The organism is Pseudescherichia sp. (assembly GCF_032052675.1).
Lineage (GTDB): Bacteria > Pseudomonadota > Gammaproteobacteria > Enterobacterales > Enterobacteriaceae > Pseudescherichia.
Genome location: NZ_DAMBWA010000011.1, coordinates 64,444 through 79,860 on the forward strand (window position 1 = coordinate 64,444; position 15,417 = coordinate 79,860).

The 15,417-nt window shown below is 60.9% G+C and carries 9 protein-coding genes; 5 read left to right on the forward strand and 4 right to left on the reverse strand.

What is annotated here, in order from left to right; all coding sequences use genetic code 11:
- Positions 1-11: 11 nt before the first annotated feature.
- The 4 genes from RTX96_RS15190 to RTX96_RS15205 all read right to left on the reverse strand — a co-directional run bounded on the left by RTX96_RS15190 (position 12) and on the right by RTX96_RS15205 (position 4,646).
- A complete protein-coding gene (locus tag RTX96_RS15190; protein ID WP_312671486.1) occupies positions 12-782 on the reverse strand; it encodes a MurR/RpiR family transcriptional regulator in 771 nt (256 codons plus the stop codon).
- A gap of 2 nt (positions 783-784) precedes the next feature.
- Positions 785-1,627, reverse strand: coding sequence for a 3-mercaptopyruvate sulfurtransferase (gene sseA, locus RTX96_RS15195; RefSeq protein WP_103818860.1), 843 nt, complete (start codon positions 1,625-1,627; stop codon positions 785-787).
- A gap of 101 nt (positions 1,628-1,728) precedes the next feature.
- On the reverse strand, positions 1,729-3,090 hold the full coding sequence (locus tag RTX96_RS15200; RefSeq protein WP_103818861.1) for a 6-phospho-alpha-glucosidase: 1,362 nt from the start codon (positions 3,088-3,090) through the stop codon (positions 1,729-1,731).
- 11 nt (positions 3,091-3,101) lie between these two features.
- Complete coding sequence (locus RTX96_RS15205) at positions 3,102-4,646, reverse strand: PTS transporter subunit EIIC (RefSeq protein WP_103818862.1); 1,545 nt, start codon at positions 4,644-4,646, stop codon at positions 3,102-3,104.
- 270 nt (positions 4,647-4,916) lie between these two features.
- On the opposite strand from RTX96_RS15205, the gene RTX96_RS15210 reads away from it, so the two are divergent.
- The 5 genes from RTX96_RS15210 to rodZ all read left to right on the forward strand — a co-directional run bounded on the left by RTX96_RS15210 (position 4,917) and on the right by rodZ (position 15,417).
- Positions 4,917-9,866 carry an alpha-2-macroglobulin gene (locus RTX96_RS15210; RefSeq protein ID WP_312671487.1) on the forward strand — a complete coding sequence of 1,650 codons (4,950 nt, stop codon included), beginning with the start codon at positions 4,917-4,919 and terminating at the stop codon, positions 9,864-9,866.
- Between the two features lies 1 nt (position 9,867).
- The gene (pbpC, locus tag RTX96_RS15215; RefSeq protein ID WP_312671488.1) at positions 9,868-12,192 is read left to right on the forward strand and encodes a peptidoglycan glycosyltransferase PbpC; all 2,325 of its coding nucleotides are present in this window, start codon (positions 9,868-9,870) and stop codon (positions 12,190-12,192) included.
- Positions 12,193-12,341: 149 nt separating this feature from the next.
- A complete protein-coding gene (gene ndk, locus RTX96_RS15220) occupies positions 12,342-12,773 on the forward strand; it encodes a nucleoside-diphosphate kinase (RefSeq protein ID WP_103818864.1) in 432 nt (143 codons plus the stop codon).
- A 148-nt stretch (positions 12,774-12,921) separates the two neighbouring features.
- Positions 12,922-14,088, forward strand: a complete 1,167-nt coding sequence (locus RTX96_RS15225; protein ID WP_103818865.1) for a bifunctional tRNA (adenosine(37)-C2)-methyltransferase TrmG/ribosomal RNA large subunit methyltransferase RlmN — start codon at positions 12,922-12,924, stop codon at positions 14,086-14,088.
- Between the two features lie 294 nt (positions 14,089-14,382).
- The gene (rodZ, locus tag RTX96_RS15230) at positions 14,383-15,417 is read left to right on the forward strand and encodes a cytoskeleton protein RodZ (RefSeq protein WP_312671489.1); all 1,035 of its coding nucleotides are present in this window, start codon (positions 14,383-14,385) and stop codon (positions 15,415-15,417) included.

Sequence of the window (15,417 nt, forward strand, 5' to 3'; positions counted from 1 at the left end):
GGGGTGAGCGTTCACCCCGTCGCTTCCAGCAGCAGCAGGTCCATCAGCAGCACCAGGTTCGACTCGAACGAGGTCACGCCCGCGGCTTCGGCGGCGAAGTGTACTGCCTCGTCATACAGCCCGAAATGGAGATCGGCCATGCCAGCCAGGGTATTGGCCGAGGCACGGGTAAAGGCTACGATGATCATGCCGACGTTTTTCGCTATTCGCGCTTTATCCAGCACCTGCTCCGTCTCACCGCTGCGGGAGACGGCAATAAACACCTCATAGCGGGCGGCGTTGCTGAGGAAAATATTGCGGCTGTCCCCCGGCCCGGAGATAAACGCCGTCTTGCCCAGTACCTGTAACTTCTTGGTGAGATACTCCGCAAAGAGATAGGAGAAGCCCGCGCCGTAGAGAAAAAAGCTCTCTTTCTCACGCAGCAGAGTGGCGAAGTAGCGCCGCTTCTCCTCTGTCGCCCAACGAAAGGTCTGCTGATAGTTAGCGATAAACTGGTTAAACCGCAGCGAGAGATCGGCGGCTTCACCCGCTGGCACCGCGATATGCGGCATATCGGCAAGCAGCTGTTTACAGTACCAGATCAGCTCGCTGTAGCCGCTAAAGCCCAGCTTCTGACACAGGCGCATGATGGTGGCGGTAGAGACGAAGGTCTCCTGCGCCAGCTCGCGCACCGTGATGTTGCCCACCAGAAGCGGGTGAGCGGTCAGATGGGCCAGCACACGGTACTCCGCGCGGGTCAGCGACTCGCCGCGCGACAGCAGCGGCGCAAGGCAGTTGTCCATGCTCAGGATGGTTCAACGGGCAGATCGGCCCGCGCGCCCCATTCACTCCATGAGCCGTCGTACAGTTTGACGCCCTCCACCCCCAGCGTCTCCAGCGCCAGCGCTACCACGGCAGCGGTAACCCCGGAGCCGCAGCTCACCACGATAGGCTTGTTGAGATCGACCCCCCGGCGGGCAAAAACAGCGCTCAGCTCGTCGGTGGTCTTCAGCTCGCCCTCAAACACCAGCTCGCCCCACGGCACGTTCAGCGCCCCAGGGATATGTCCGCGCTTCAGTCCTGGGCGCGGCTCATCTGCTTCGGCATTAAAGCGCGGAGCAGGGCGGGCATCCACCAGCTGGGCGGTTTTCTCATGGCTAATCAGCAGCACGTCGGTCAGGCGTTTCACGCGGTCGGCGTCAAAGTGGGCTTCGAATTCAGCTTCGGGTAGGGTCACGTCGCCCTGCTGGAGCGGCAGCGCATCGCGCTGCCAGCCTGCCAGGCCGCCCGCCAGAATAGACACCTGCTCAACGCCAAAGGTTTTAAGCATCCACCACGCCCGCGGTGCGGAGAAGAGGTCGCCTTCGTCGTAGATGACCAGATGCTTATCGCTGCCGATCCCCAGTTCACGCATGGCCACGGCGAAGGCCTCCGGACGCGGCATCATATGGGGCAGGGGAGAGGTGTGATCGGAAAGTGCTTCGATATCAAAGAAGACCGCGCCCGGAAGATGCCCGGCGCGATACTCGGCGCGCATATCACGGTGCTCTTGCCCAGGGGGAGCCATGCGCGCATCAATAATTTGTACGTCAGGGGAGTCGCCGTGTTCAATCAGCCAGTCGGCAGCAACGAAGAATGAGGTAGTCATAGCGGGTGGGCCTCCTTTAATGTATTGACTAAAGGATTGTCGGTGTTTTTTCCCACACCGACAAGTTTACCCTCTCAACGCCGCGAGCAGGCTTCAGAAATTTATACAGATTCTCCGTCCTGCCAGGCTTTTTGCAGCTGCGGCCAGTAGTCGCGATTGGCCTCGATCATATCGTCGAGGATCGCCTTCGCATGCTGCATCGTCGGCACGGTGCGGTTCAGCGTGAAGGCCTGGAGCGCTTTCTCATAGCTGCCCTCAATGGTTGCCTCCACCAGCAGCTGTTCAGAGGCCAGCTGCTGCATCAGCAGGGTCTGGTGAAACAGCGGCACCGCGCCCATGCGCACCGGCTCCGGCCCGTTGGCGGTAATGTAGGCCGGTACCTCGACCATAGCATCATAGGGCAGGTTAGCGATTGCTCCCTTGTTTTCGACAATCACCAGGTGACGCTGGCGCAGGTCGAAGGCCAGCGAGCAGGCAACGTCAACGATAAACGCCCCGTGAACGCCGACGTGGAAGGCATCCGGCAGGATCCCGGTACGCTGGTACTCTTCGGCAGCGGCAAACAGTTTCTTCTCGCGGCCGTTCATCACCTCGTTGGCGCGAGTCAGGTGCGGATCCTGATGCTCAACGATCTGGTTCGGCATCAGGTAGTACTGCAGATAGGGGTTCGGCAGATAGTCTGGGAAGTGATCCATGATCGGTTTGATATTGCGCCAGGTCTTCACCCAGGAGGGATCGGCATGCTGCGGATCGGTTTTCGAGGCATCTTCCGTCAGCAGGCCAAACTGCGCCACGTGACGACGCACTTCGGGCAGGCGATCTTCGCCGTCTACCAGGATACGGGTAAACCAGCCGAAGTGGTTCAGGCCAAAGTAGTCCACCTGTAATTTGTGACGGTCCACTCCCAGAATGGCCCCAATGTTACGCATTGCCGCCACCGGCATATCGCAGATATTAAGCACCCGGGCGTTAGGACGCAGACGACGTACCCCTTCAGCCACAATTGCCGCCGGGTTAGAGTAGTTCACGATCCACGCCTTTTTATCCGCGTACTGCTCTACCAGGTCGATAAGCTCCACCATCGGCAGAATGGTGCGCAGGCCGTAGGCCAGGCCGCCTGGCCCGCAGGTCTCCTGACCCACCACGCCGTGGCGCAGCGGGATCTTCTCATCCTGCTCGCGCATTTTATACTGGCCGACGCGCATCTGGGCGAAGATAAAGTGCGCTCCGCTGAAGGCGGTTTCGGCATCGCTGGTGACGGTAAATTTGATCGTGTCGCTGTGGTCGCGGATCACTTTCTCCACCACCGGCGCCAGCGTGCGCTGGCGCGTCTCGTCGATATCATAGAGACGGATCTCCGCCAGCGGGAAATCCTCCAGCCGCACCATCAGACTTTTGACGATGCCCGGCGTATAGGTGCTGCCGCCGCCGGCGATGGACAGGATAAATGGGGGGGTAAGCATGTGTGCCTCCTTCAAAGATACGCCTCAACGGCCTCTCGCATTTTTTTGACGTGCAGCCCGTAGACCACCTGAACGTTATTGCCTTGTTTGATCACCCCCTTCGCGCCGGTCGCCTTCAGGCGTGGCTCGTCGATAATCGCCACGTCTTTCACCGTGACGCGCAGGCGGGTATAGCAGTTATCCACCACCTCAACGTTGTCGCGCCCGCCCAGTCCGGCGACGATCGCCTCGCCCAGGCCGTCATTAGCGCCTTTCGCCTGGTACTCCTGCTTGCTATAGAGGCGGGTCTCCTGATCTTCCTCCTCGCGCCCCGGCGTCTTCATATCGAAGCGCAGGATCAGGAAGCGGAAGATGACAAAGTAGAGGGTGAACATAATCAGGCCGACCACGATATACATCGGCCAGTTGGATTTTTCGGTGCCGAGCGGCAGGTTATAGATGATGAAATCGACAATGCCGTTCGCGCCGATGGCGTGGACCCCAAGCAGATAGAAGAGCATCATGCCGATGCCGGTCAGCACCGCGTGAACCACAAACAGCAGCGGGGCGACGAAGAGGAATGAGAACTCAATCGGCTCGGTAACGCCTACCAGCAGAGAGGTGAGCGCCGCCGGGATTAGAATTGCCTTGGCCGCCGCTTTGCGCTCGGGTTTTGCGGTCATGTACATCGCCAGCGCGGCGGCGGGCAGGCCAAACATCTTGCTGATACCGCGCGCGTCCCACACCACGGTGCTGCTCAGCTGATGCACGGAGGGGCAGGCCATCTCGGCAAAGTAGATATTGCGCGCGCCCTGGTAGGTCTGGCCGCAGACGTCCGCCGTGCCCCCCAGTTCGGTATAGAGGAACGGGGTATAAACCAGGTGATGCAGGCCGGTGGGAACCAGAATGCGCTCCAGAAAACCGTACACCGCCACGCCAAACGGCCCTGCGCCCTTGATTGCCAGCGCCGCCGCGCTGATCCCTTGCTGGGCAAAGGGCCACAGTTCGCTCATGATCACGCCGAGCAGCATCGAGACCGGCAGCATAATGATCGCCACGAAGCAGTGGCCAGAGTAGACTGCCATCGCGCCGGAGAACTGCACCCCGGAGTATTTGTTATAGAGGTAGCCAGAAAGCGCGCCGGTAAGGATGCCGGCAAAAACGCCCATCTCCAGCACCTGAACGCCTAACACCATGCTCTGCCCGGCAGCTTTCATCTGATCCGCTGCCGCCAGCTCGCCCTGTAGGCTCAGGGTGACGTTCATGGCATTGATAAAAACCACGAAGGTGACGAGACCGATTAGCGCCGCGTAGCCCTTATCGCGCGCGGCCAGACCCACGGGAATACCCACGGCGAAGACCAGCGCCAGGTTGACCAACACTGAAACCGCCGATTTCGCCATCAGCTGGCCGAGACTTTGAATAAAGGGATAGCCGAGGAAGGGGAGGTACTCCGCCAGATTGCCGTTGCCAAGCAAATTACCAAAGGCAATGAACAGGCCGACGATGGGTAAAATCAGCACCGGACCGTAGAGGGACTTACCAAAATTTTGTAGGGCATTAACGGCTCTTTTCATCGTCGTCTCTCATTATGAACCGCGCACGGAGGTGCGATAACAGAGTAACGTTAGCAGCGCTAAGGGGTTTAGTGCCAGCTATCCTGTTGTTTTAAAAACAAATGACGGTTAACGTAACATGTAACGTTATGCGCTGTGATCGCCGTAACAGTCGGGCCAGCCAGCAGGCAAAGATTGCGAGCCGCTTTCCAGAGTTTGTATTCTCTTTTTGCTCCTACGAAAACTGGCGCATACTAAGGCTGACTCTCGAACAACGGCAGGGATAAAGGAATGAAACCGTTACGTTTTACTGCGCTTGCGATGGCGCTAGTAGCCACCACTTTTTTAGCGGGTTGTGATAACAGCGGCGCGCCGCAGGCGGCGGTCACCAAAGCCGCGGAGGCTGACCCAAAGCCGGTGGCTAAAGTTGACAGCGCCCAGCGGGAGAAACTCGCTGCCCAGAGCGCAGGTAAATCCCTGACCCTGCAAGATGCCTCCGAGGTACAGCTTGATGGCGCGGCTACGCTGGTGCTCGCCTTTAACATTCCTCTCGATCCCGATCAGGACTTCTCCCAGACGGTGCACCTTGTCGATAAGAAGAGCGGCAAGCTCGACGGGGCGTGGGAGCTGGCCCCGAATCTAAAAGAGCTGCGTTTTCGTCATCTGGAGCCGAATCGGGAGCTGATTGTCTCCGTTGATAGCGGGCTGGTGGCGCTCAATAAAGCGACCTTCGGCAGCAGTTTTGAAAAAACTATTACTACCCGTGACGTGGAGCCGAGCGTCGGCTTTGCCAGCCGGGGCTCGCTGCTGCCGGGCAAGGTGGTAGAGGGGCTGCCGGTGATGGCGCTCAACGTCAATAACGTCGATGTTAACTTCTACCGCGTGAAGCCCGAGTCGCTGACGGCTTTTGTTAGCCAGTGGGAGTACCGCAACTCGCTCTCTAACTGGGAGTCCGATACGCTGCTGAAGATGGCGGATCTGGTTTACACCGGGCGTTTTGATCTCAACCCGGCGCGCAATACCCGCGAGAAGCTGCTCCTGCCGCTGGCTGAAATCAAACCGCTCCAGCAGGCGGGGGTCTATATCGCCGTCATGAACCAGGCCGGGCACTACAGCTACAGCAACGCCGCCACGCTGTTTACCCTGAGCAATATCGGCCTGTCGGTGCATCGCTATCACAATCAGCTGGATGTCTTTACCCAGGGCCTTGAAAACGGCGCGGCGGGTGAGGGCGTTGAGGTCACCCTGCTTAATGAGAAGGGACAGACCCTGGCCCAGGCCACCAGCGACGCCAAGGGCCATGCGGTGTTGAACACCGATAAAGAGGCCGCCCTGCTGCTGGCGCGTAAGGATGGCGAAACCACGCTGCTCGATTTAACCCTGCCGGCGCTGGATCTGGCTGAGTTTGCCATTGCCGGGGAGCCGGGCTACAGCAAGCAGCTGTTTATGTTTGGACCACGCGATCTCTATCGCCCTGGCGAAACGGTGATCCTTAACGCCCTGCTGCGCGATCGGGACGGCAAGCCGCTTCCTGCCCAGCCGGTGAAGCTGGAGGTGGTGAAGCCGGACGGCCAGGTCGTACGCACGGTAGTCAGCCAGCCGCAGGAGGATGGACTCTACCAGTTTACCTACTCGCTGGATGCCGGGGCGCCAACCGGCATGTGGCACGTTCGCGCCAATACCGGGGATAATCAGAGCCCACAGTGGCGCTTCCAGGTAGAAGATTTTATGCCGGAGCGCATGGCGCTCAATCTCAACGCGCAAAAAGCGCCGCTGGCGATGGCCGACAGCGTCAGCTTCGACGTAACGGGGCGCTACCTCTACGGTGCGCCCGCTAACGGCAACACCCTGCAGGGGCAGCTGTTCCTGCGCCCGCTGCGGGAGGCCGTCCCGGCCCTGCCGGGCTTCCAGTTCGGTAACATTGCCGAGGAGAATCTCTCCCGCAGCCTTGATGAGGTACAGGTTACCCTGGACGAGAAAGGTCACGGCGAGGTGATAACTGAAAGCCAGTGGCAGGAGGCCCATTCGCCGTTGCAGCTGATCCTCCAGGCGAGCCTGCTGGAGTCCGGCGGTCGTCCGGTGACCCGTCGCGCCGAGCAGGCTATCTGGCCCGCCGCCGCGCTGCCGGGCATCCGTCCACAGTTTGCCGCTAAATCCGTCTACGACTACCGCACCGATACTACCGTTGACCGACCTACGGTTGACGAGAACGGCCAGGCCGGGTTTGACATTGTCTACGTTGATGCCAGCGGCGTGAAAAAAGCGGTCAACGATCTGCAGGTGCGGCTGATCCGCGAGCGTCGCGACTACTACTGGAACTGGTCCGAGAGCGACGGCTGGCAGTCCCAGTTCGATCAAAAGGATCTGGTGGAGGGCGAGCAGTCGCTCAACCTGGCCGCGGATGAGACCGGCAAGATCAGCTTCCCCGTAGAGTGGGGCTCCTACCGCCTTGAGGTGAAAGCGCCAGATGAGACCGTCAGCAGCGTACGTTTCTGGGCGGGCTACAGCTGGCAGGATAACAACGAGGGGGCGGATGCGGCGCGTCCTGACCGCGTCACCCTCAAGCTCGACAAACCTGCCTATCAGCCGGGCGATACCATTCAGCTGCATATTGCTGTCCCCGCGGCCGGTAAGGGCTATGCGATGGTGGAGTCCAGCGATGGTCCGCTGTGGTGGCAGGAGATCGACGTCCCGGCCGAGGGGCTGGATCTGGCTATCCCGGTGGATAAAGCCTGGCAGCGCCACGATCTCTACCTCAGCACGCTGGTGGTGCGTCCTGGCGATAAGTCCCGCGCCGCGACGCCGAAGCGCGCGGTTGGCCTGCTGCACCTGCCGCTTGGCGATGAGAGCCGCCGTCTGGCGATAAGCCTCGACGGCCCGCAGAAGATGCGTCCTGACCAGCCGCTGACCGTCAAGGTCAAGGCCAGCGTAAGCGCAGGCGAAATGCCGAAAAAGGTGAACGTGCTGCTCTCGGCGGTCGATAGCGGCGTGCTCAATATTACCGACTACGTCACGCCGGATCCGTGGAAATCCTTCTTTGGTCAGAAGCGCTACGGGGCTGATATCTATGATATCTACGGTCAGGTGATTGAGGGCCAGGGCCGGGCGGCGACGCTGCGCTTTGGTGGTGACGGCGACGAGCTGAACCGGGGCGGGAAGCCGCCGGTTAACCACGTCAATATCATCGCCCAGCAGGCGCAGCCGGTGACGCTGGATGAGCATGGCGAAGGCACGGTGACCCTGCCGATCGGTGATTTCAACGGCGAGCTGCGGGTGATGGCCCAGGCCTGGAGCGAAGATGAGTTCGGCAGCGCCGAAAGCAAGGTGGTTGTCGCCGCGCCGCTGATCGCCGAGCTGAATACGCCGCGCTTCCTTGCCAGCGGAGACAGCACCCGGCTGGCGTTGGATATCACCAACCTGACCGACAGCCCGCAGACGCTGAACGTGGCGCTCACCGCCAGCGGCCTCGTGGAGCTGCAAAGCCAGCAGCCCGCCCCGGTGAGCCTCGCGCCTCAGGCGCGGACCACCATTTTCATACCCATCGCTGCCAAAGATGGCTTTGGTGACGGTGAAATCAGCGCCCAGATTAGCGGCCTGACGCTGCCTAACGAAACCTTCGCCCCGCAGCACAAGCAGTGGAAGATTGGCGTGCGTCCCGCCTGGCCTGCACAGACGGTCAGTGCCGGGACGATGCTGACTCCAGGCCAGAGCTGGACCGCGCCCGCCGATCTTGTGACAGGGTTCGCGCCCGCCACGCTGCAAGGGCAGCTGCTGCTGAGTGGCAAACCGCCGCTGAACCTGGCGCGCTATATTCGCGAGCTGAAAGCCTACCCCTATGGCTGCCTGGAGCAGACCGCCAGCGGGCTCTTCCCGTCGCTCTATACCAACGCCGCGCAGCTCAAATCGCTGGGCATTGCCGGTGACAGCGACGAGAAACGCCGTGCCGCAGTAGAGACGGGCATCTCACGTCTGCTGCAGATGCAGCGCGACGACGGCGGCTTTGCGCTCTGGGATAAGGGCGGGCCGGAAGAGTACTGGCTCACCGCCTACGTTACCGACTTCCTGGTACGTGCCGGGCAGCAGGGTTACAGCGTGCCCGCCGAGGCGCTGACCCAGGCTAACAATCGTCTTCTGCGCTACCTGCAGGATCCGGGCATGATGGCGATCCGCTACAGCGACGACGATCGGGCGAGTAAGTTTGCCGTGCAGGCCTACGCCGGGCTGGTGCTGGCCCAGCAGCAGAAAGCGCCTCTGGGTGCGCTGCGTGAGATCTGGCAGCGCCATGACCAGGCAGCGGCAGGGCTACCTCTGGTGCAGGTAGGTATTGCCCTGAAGCTGATGGGCGACGGCGAGCGAGGCGATCAGGCCCTGGCGCTGGGGTTAAAAACGCCGCGTCAGGACGATACCCGCTGGCTGGCGGACTACGGCAGCGCTATTCGTGATAACGCCCTGATGCTCTCTCTGCTGCAGGAGAATAACCTGCTGCCAAATGAGCAAAGCCGCCTGCTGCACACGCTCTCCGCGCAGGCATTCGGCCAGCGCTGGCTCTCGACCCAGGAGAGCAACGCGCTCTTCCTGGCGGGCAGAACCCTGGCGGCCAATCCGGGCAGCTGGCAGGCCCAGACCTCCCTCGCAGGAGAGGCGCTAAGCGGCGACCGTGCCCGGACGCTGCCGCTGACGGCGGATACGCTTGCAGCGCTCCAGGTGACCAACACCGGCAGCGCGCCGCTCTGGCTGCGTCTCGATACCAGCGGCTATGCACAGTATGCGCCAACGCCGTCATCGAACGTCTTGCAGATCGAGCGGCAGATCCTCGGCACCGACGGCAAGAGCAAATCGCTCTCAGAGCTGAAGAGCGGCGAGCTGGTGCTGGTCTGGCTGGAGGTGAAGGCCAGCCAGAACGTGCCGGATGCGCTGGTGGTTGATCTGCTGCCTGCCGGTCTGGAGCTGGAGAACCAGAATCTGGCCAGCAGCAGCGCCAGCCTGCAGGAGAGCGCCAGCGAGGTGCAGAACCTGCTTAACCAGATGCAGCAGGCGGATATCCAACATATGGAGTTCCGTGACGATCGCTTTGTGGCGGCGGTAGCGGTAAACGAGGGGCAGCCAGTTACGCTGGTCTATCTGGCTCGCGCCGTTACGCCGGGAAGCTATCAGGTACCGATGCCGCAGGTCGAGTCGATGTACGTACCCCAGTGGCGGGCCACGGGCGCGGCAAGCGGCCCGCTGATTGTCCGGCCATAGCGTGAAAGGTGGTCGTGCAGGTCGCTCCCGCTGGCTGCTGCTGCCGGGGGCGCTGGTTGCTCTGCTTATTGCACTGCTGCTTGCGGATCGCATCTGGCCGCTGCCTCTCGCCGAGGTTAATCCGGCGCGGGTCGTGGTGGCGGAAGACGGTACGCCGCTGTGGCGCTTTGCTGACGCTGACGGCATCTGGCGCTATCCGGTGACCATTGAAGAGGTATCGCCGCGCTATTTGCAGGCGCTGATCCAGTATGAGGATCGCTGGTTCTGGTCGCACCCGGGGGTCAACCCGCTGGCGATTGCCCGTGCCGCCTGGCAGGATCTGCGCTCGGCCAGGGTGGTTTCCGGCGGTAGCACCCTCACCATGCAGGTCGCCCGGCTGCTCGATCCCCATCCGCGTACCTTCGGTGGCAAGGTGCGCCAGCTTTGGCGTGCGATGCAGCTGGAGTGGCATCTCTCCAAACGCGAAATCCTGACTCTCTATCTTAATCGCGCCCCCTTCGGCGGCACCTTGCAGGGCGTGGGGGCCGCCAGCTGGGCCTATCTCGGCAAGTCCCCGGCGCAGCTGAGCTATGCCGAGGCCGCGCTGCTGGCGGTGCTGCCCCAGGCCCCGAGCCGCCTCCGTCCGGATCGCTGGCCCGAGCGGGCGCAGGCGGCGCGGGATAAGGTGCTGGAGCGCATGGCATCGCAGCAGGTCTGGTCGGCGCAACAGGTGCGAGAGTCCCGCCAGGAGCCGGTCTGGCTTGCCCCCCGGCAGATGCCGCAGCTTGCCCCGCTGTTTGCCCGGCGTGTAGCGGGCAAAGATAAGCAGAGCAAAATTGTCACTACCCTGGACGCCTCTCTGCAGCGACAGTTGGAGGCGCTGGCCCTTAACGATAAACCGCAGCTGCCACCGCGCAGCTCGCTGGCGATGATCGTTGTCGATCACACCACCATGAAGGTGCGCGGCTGGGTTGGCTCCGTGGATATCAACGACGACAGCCGCTTCAGCCATGTGGATATGGTCACCGCCGTACGATCCCCCGGATCGGTGCTCAAACCTTTCGTCTATGGTCTGGCGATGGACGAGGGGCTGATCCATCCGGCGTCGCTGTTGCAGGACGTACCCCGCCTGGCGGAGGATTACCGTCCCGGCAACTTTGACAGCGGTTTTCACGGCCCGGTGAGCATGAGCGAGGCCCTGGTCCGCTCGCTTAACCTGCCAGCGGTGCAGGTGCTGGAGGCCTATGGTCCGAAGCGGTTTGCCGCCCGCCTGCGCAACGCCGGGCTACCGCTGACCCTGCCTGCCGGCGCCGAGCCGAACCTGTCGCTGATCCTCGGCGGGGCAGGGGCGACGCTGGCCGATATCACCGCCGCCTACAGCGCCTTTGCTCGCCACGGCAAGGCTGGGTTTTTACGCCTGCAGCCGAACGATGCGCTCGTGGAGCGGCCGCTGCTGTCGCCGGGAGCCGCGTGGATTATCCGCCGTATTCTTGCCTCTCAGGCGCAGCCGCTTCCCGATGCCGATCTTGGCCAGGTTGTTCCCCTGGCATGGAAAACCGGCACCAGCTATGGCTATCGTGATGCGTGGGCGGTGGGTATCAATGCCCGCTACGTGATTGGTATCTGGACCGGGCGGCCCGACGGTACCCCGGTCGCCGGACAGTTTGGCTTTGCCAGCGCCGTGCCGCTGCTCAACCAGGTTAACAACCTGCTGCAGGCCCGCTCGGCGCTGGAGGTTGCCCGCCAGCCGCGCGATCCGCGTCCGGAGTCGGTGAGCCGGGGCGTTATCTGCTGGCCCGGCGGTCAGAGCCTGCCAGCCGGGGATAGCAACTGCCGCCGCCGTCTCGCCACCTGGCTGCTGGACAAGAGCGAGCCGCCTACGCTTTTACTGCCGCAGCAGGAGGGGATCCGGGGGATCCGCTTCCCGGTCTGGCTCAATGCGCAGGGCCAGCGCGTGGCGGCGGACTGCCCGGACGCCCGGGAACAAACCCTGGTAGTGTGGCCTCTGCCGCTGGAGCCGTGGCTACCTGCCAGCGAGCGCCGCGCTGCACGCCTGCCTGCGCCTTCCGTTAGCTGCCCGCCGCGTCAGCAGGAGTATCCGCCCCCGCTGCTGCTTACCGGCGTGAAAGAGGGCGCGGTGGTGAAGCGGCTTCCTGGTGAAGCGTACGTCTCCCTGCCGCTCCAGGCGACGGGCGGGGAGGGGGAGCGCTGGTGGTTTATCAACGGTGAGCCGCTGGATAACCACGGACGGGCCTTAAGCCTGCGTCTTGAGCAGCGGGGAGAGTATCAGCTGGTGGTGATGGACGGGGTTGGACAGACCGCAACGGTGCTTTTTCGGGTGCTATAGCACCAGTTTGCCCCGGAAGGTTACTAAAACTCATCTTATTTTAAAAAAATGTTATCTTCATCCATAGGCAAGGCTGGCGTTGCTCTCTATAATTCGCGCCAGGTCATACGGGTGTATGCACGACAACAAAACACATAACAGAGGTTATCATGGCAATTGAACGTACTTTTTCCATCATCAAGCCGAACGCGGTGGCAAAAAACGTTATTGGCAGCATCTTTTCGCGCTTTGAATCCGCTGGGTTCAAAATCGTTGGCACCAAAATGCTGCATCTGACCGTTGAGCAGGCTCGCGGTTTCTACGCTGAGCACGAAGGTCGCCCTTTCTTTGATGGTCTGGTTGAGTTCATGACCTCTGGCCCGATCGTTGTTTCCGTGCTGGAAGGCGAAAACGCCGTGCAGCGTCACCGCGATCTGCTGGGCGCGACCAACCCGGACAACGCACTGGCCGGCACCCTGCGCGCCGACTACGCTGATAGCTTCACCGAGAACGGCACCCACGGCTCTGACTCCGTTGAGTCTGCAACCCGTGAAATCGCTTTCTTCTTCGGTGAGAACGAAGTCTGCCCGCGCACTCGTTAATTATTTCGCTAATGCCGCCGACAGACGTGGCATTGATGCAGTAGAATTTGTACAATGCAGCGCCCCGGACGAGCAGCAGCTTACCGGGGCGCTTCTTTTTTCAACCCTCCAGGGGCCACAACGTGTAACAACGAGGCCGGAATCTATTATGTCAGAACAAACTGTTACGCCTGAAATCGTCGTGTCGACGGTTCCCAACAAAGACGCCAAAATCAACCTGCTGGATCTCAACCGTCAGCAGATGCGCGAGTTTTTCAAAAACCTGGGCGAAAAGCCGTTCCGCGCCGATCAGGTGATGAAGTGGATGTACCACTACTGCAGCGATAACTTTGATGATATGACCGATATCAACAAGGTGCTGCGTAACAAGCTTAAAGAGGTCGCAGAGATCCGCGCGCCGGAAGTGGTTGAAGAGCAGCGCTCTACCGACGGCACCATCAAATGGGCAATCGCGGTGGGCGACCAGCGCGTTGAGACGGTCTACATCCCGGAAGAGGATCGCGCCACGCTGTGCGTCTCTTCCCAGGTCGGCTGCGCTCTGGAGTGTAAATTCTGCTCAACTGCCCAGCAGGGCTTTAACCGTAACCTGCGGGTATCTGAGATCATTGGCCAGGTGTGGCGTGCGGCGAAAATCGTCGGCGCGGCCAAAGTCACCGGCACGCGTCCGATCACTAACGTGGTGATGATGGGCATGGGCGAGCCGCTGCTCAATCTGAACAACGTCGTGCCTGCGATGGAGATCATGCTGGATGACTTCGGCTTTGGCCTCTCCAAGCGCCGCGTAACGCTGTCGACCTCTGGCGTCGTGCCTGCGCTCGACAAGCTGGGCGACATGATCGACGTAGCGCTGGCCATTTCTCTCCACGCGCCAACGGACGAGATCCGTGACGAAATTGTGCCGATTAACAAAAAGTACAATATCGAAACCTTCCTCGATGCCGTGCGCCGTTACATTAGCAAATCCAATGCTAACCAGGGCCGCGTCACCATTGAGTACGTTATGCTGGATCACGTCAACGACGGCACCGAGCATGCGCACCAGCTGGCGGAAGTGCTGAAGAATACGCCGTGCAAGATCAACCTGATCCCCTGGAACCCGTTCCCCGGCGCACCGTATGGCCGTAGCTCAAACAGCCGTATCGACCGTTTCTCTAAAGTGCTGATGGAGTATGGTTTTACCACTATCGTGCGTAAAACCCGCGGTGATGATATCGACGCTGCCTGCGGCCAGCTGGCGGGTGAGGTTATCGACCGTACCAAGCGCACCTTGCGCAAGCGTATGCAGGGCGAGCCCATTTCAGTTAAGGCCGTTTAATTATGCTTTCTGCACGGTCCCAAACCGGGATCGTGCAGCATAATCGCGTGGCGTAAGTAACCTAAATATACAGTTTCGATAAATAATTACGGTGCGTTTGCGTCGTGTTTGAGGCAGTATGTAACGATGGAATAACAGTTTAGCCCTTGAGGTAAAAGCTGTTCTGTTATCCCCGACCTGACAGTCTTATACTGTCGGTCTAAGGTTAACTGACCCAGAAGTTTCGCGGTGCGGGTGGGCATTGTGACTTACCGGCACCTGATTTTACATTTCACGTACCAGCAGCTGTAGCGAATGAATACTGAAGCCACTCAAGACCTAAATGCAACACAAACCACTGGCGTCCGTCTGCGCAACGCCCGTGAACAACTTGGGCTAAGCCAACAAGCGGTCGCTGAACGCCTGTGCCTCAAGGTTTCCACCGTTCGCGATATCGAAGAAGACAAAGCGCCTGCCGATTTGGCTTCTACCTTCCTGCGGGGCTATATCCGCTCCTATGCGCGCCTCGTGCACATCCCGGAAGAAGAGCTGCTGCCCATGATGGAGAAGCAGGCTCCGGTCAGAGCGGCCAAGGTCGCCCCGATGCACTCTTTTTCCCTTGGCAAACGCCGTAAGAAGCGCGATGGCTGGCTGTCGAGCATCACCTGGCTGATTGTCTTTGTCGTGGTTGGCCTGACCGGCGCATGGTGGTGGCAGAACCACAAAGCCCAGCAGGAAGAGATCACCACTATGGCCGATCAATCCTCTGCGGAACTGAACGCCAGCAACAACGAAACGCAAAGCGTCCCTCTGAACACCGACCCGGCCGAGCCTGCCGACGCGCAGACCACCGGTACCGCGCCAGCCGAAGTAGCAACCCAGACCCCACCAGCGGCTACCACCGCTGCGCCGGCACAGACCAACGCGCAAAACGCCGTAGTCTCTCCGTCTCAGGCTAACGTTGACGCCGTCACTGCCCCTGCGGCGACTGCGCCGGCAACCACTGCCCCTGCGGCTGCAACGGCAAATAGCGCACCGGGCGCGGCTCCGCTGCCAACCGATCAGGCGGGCGTGACCAATACCGCCGATGCCAACGCGCTGGCCATGACCTTCACCGCCGACTGCTGGCTGGAAGTGACCGATGCGAACGGTAAGAAGCTGTTCAGCGGTATCCAGCGCAGCGGTGCTAACCTGAACCTGGCCGGACAGACCCCCTATAAATTAAAAATTGGCGCACCGTCAGCCGTGCAGATCCAGTTCCAGGGCAAGCCCGTCGATCTGAGCCGCTTTATCAGAAGTAACCAGGTTGCGCGCCTGACCCTCAATGCCGAACAATCAGCAGCTCAGTAA

What these genes read in the sequence shown, in the direction of transcription:
- RTX96_RS15200 (WP_103818861.1), bottom strand. Translation starts at nt 3,090, where the DNA reads ATGCTTACCCCCCCATTTATCCTGTCCATCGCCGGCGGCGGCAGCACC.
- RTX96_RS15225 (WP_103818865.1), top strand. Translation starts at nt 12,922, where the DNA reads ATGTCAGAACAAACTGTTACGCCTGAAATCGTCGTGTCGACGGTTCCC.
- sseA (WP_103818860.1), bottom strand. Translation starts at nt 1,627, where the DNA reads ATGACTACCTCATTCTTCGTTGCTGCCGACTGGCTGATTGAACACGGC.
- RTX96_RS15190 (WP_312671486.1), bottom strand. Translation starts at nt 782, where the DNA reads ATGGACAACTGCCTTGCGCCGCTGCTGTCGCGCGGCGAGTCGCTGACC.
- rodZ (WP_312671489.1), top strand. Translation starts at nt 14,383, where the DNA reads ATGAATACTGAAGCCACTCAAGACCTAAATGCAACACAAACCACTGGC.
- RTX96_RS15205 (WP_103818862.1), bottom strand. Translation starts at nt 4,646, where the DNA reads ATGAAAAGAGCCGTTAATGCCCTACAAAATTTTGGTAAGTCCCTCTAC.
- ndk (WP_103818864.1), top strand. Translation starts at nt 12,342, where the DNA reads ATGGCAATTGAACGTACTTTTTCCATCATCAAGCCGAACGCGGTGGCA.
- RTX96_RS15210 (WP_312671487.1), top strand. Translation starts at nt 4,917, where the DNA reads ATGAAACCGTTACGTTTTACTGCGCTTGCGATGGCGCTAGTAGCCACC.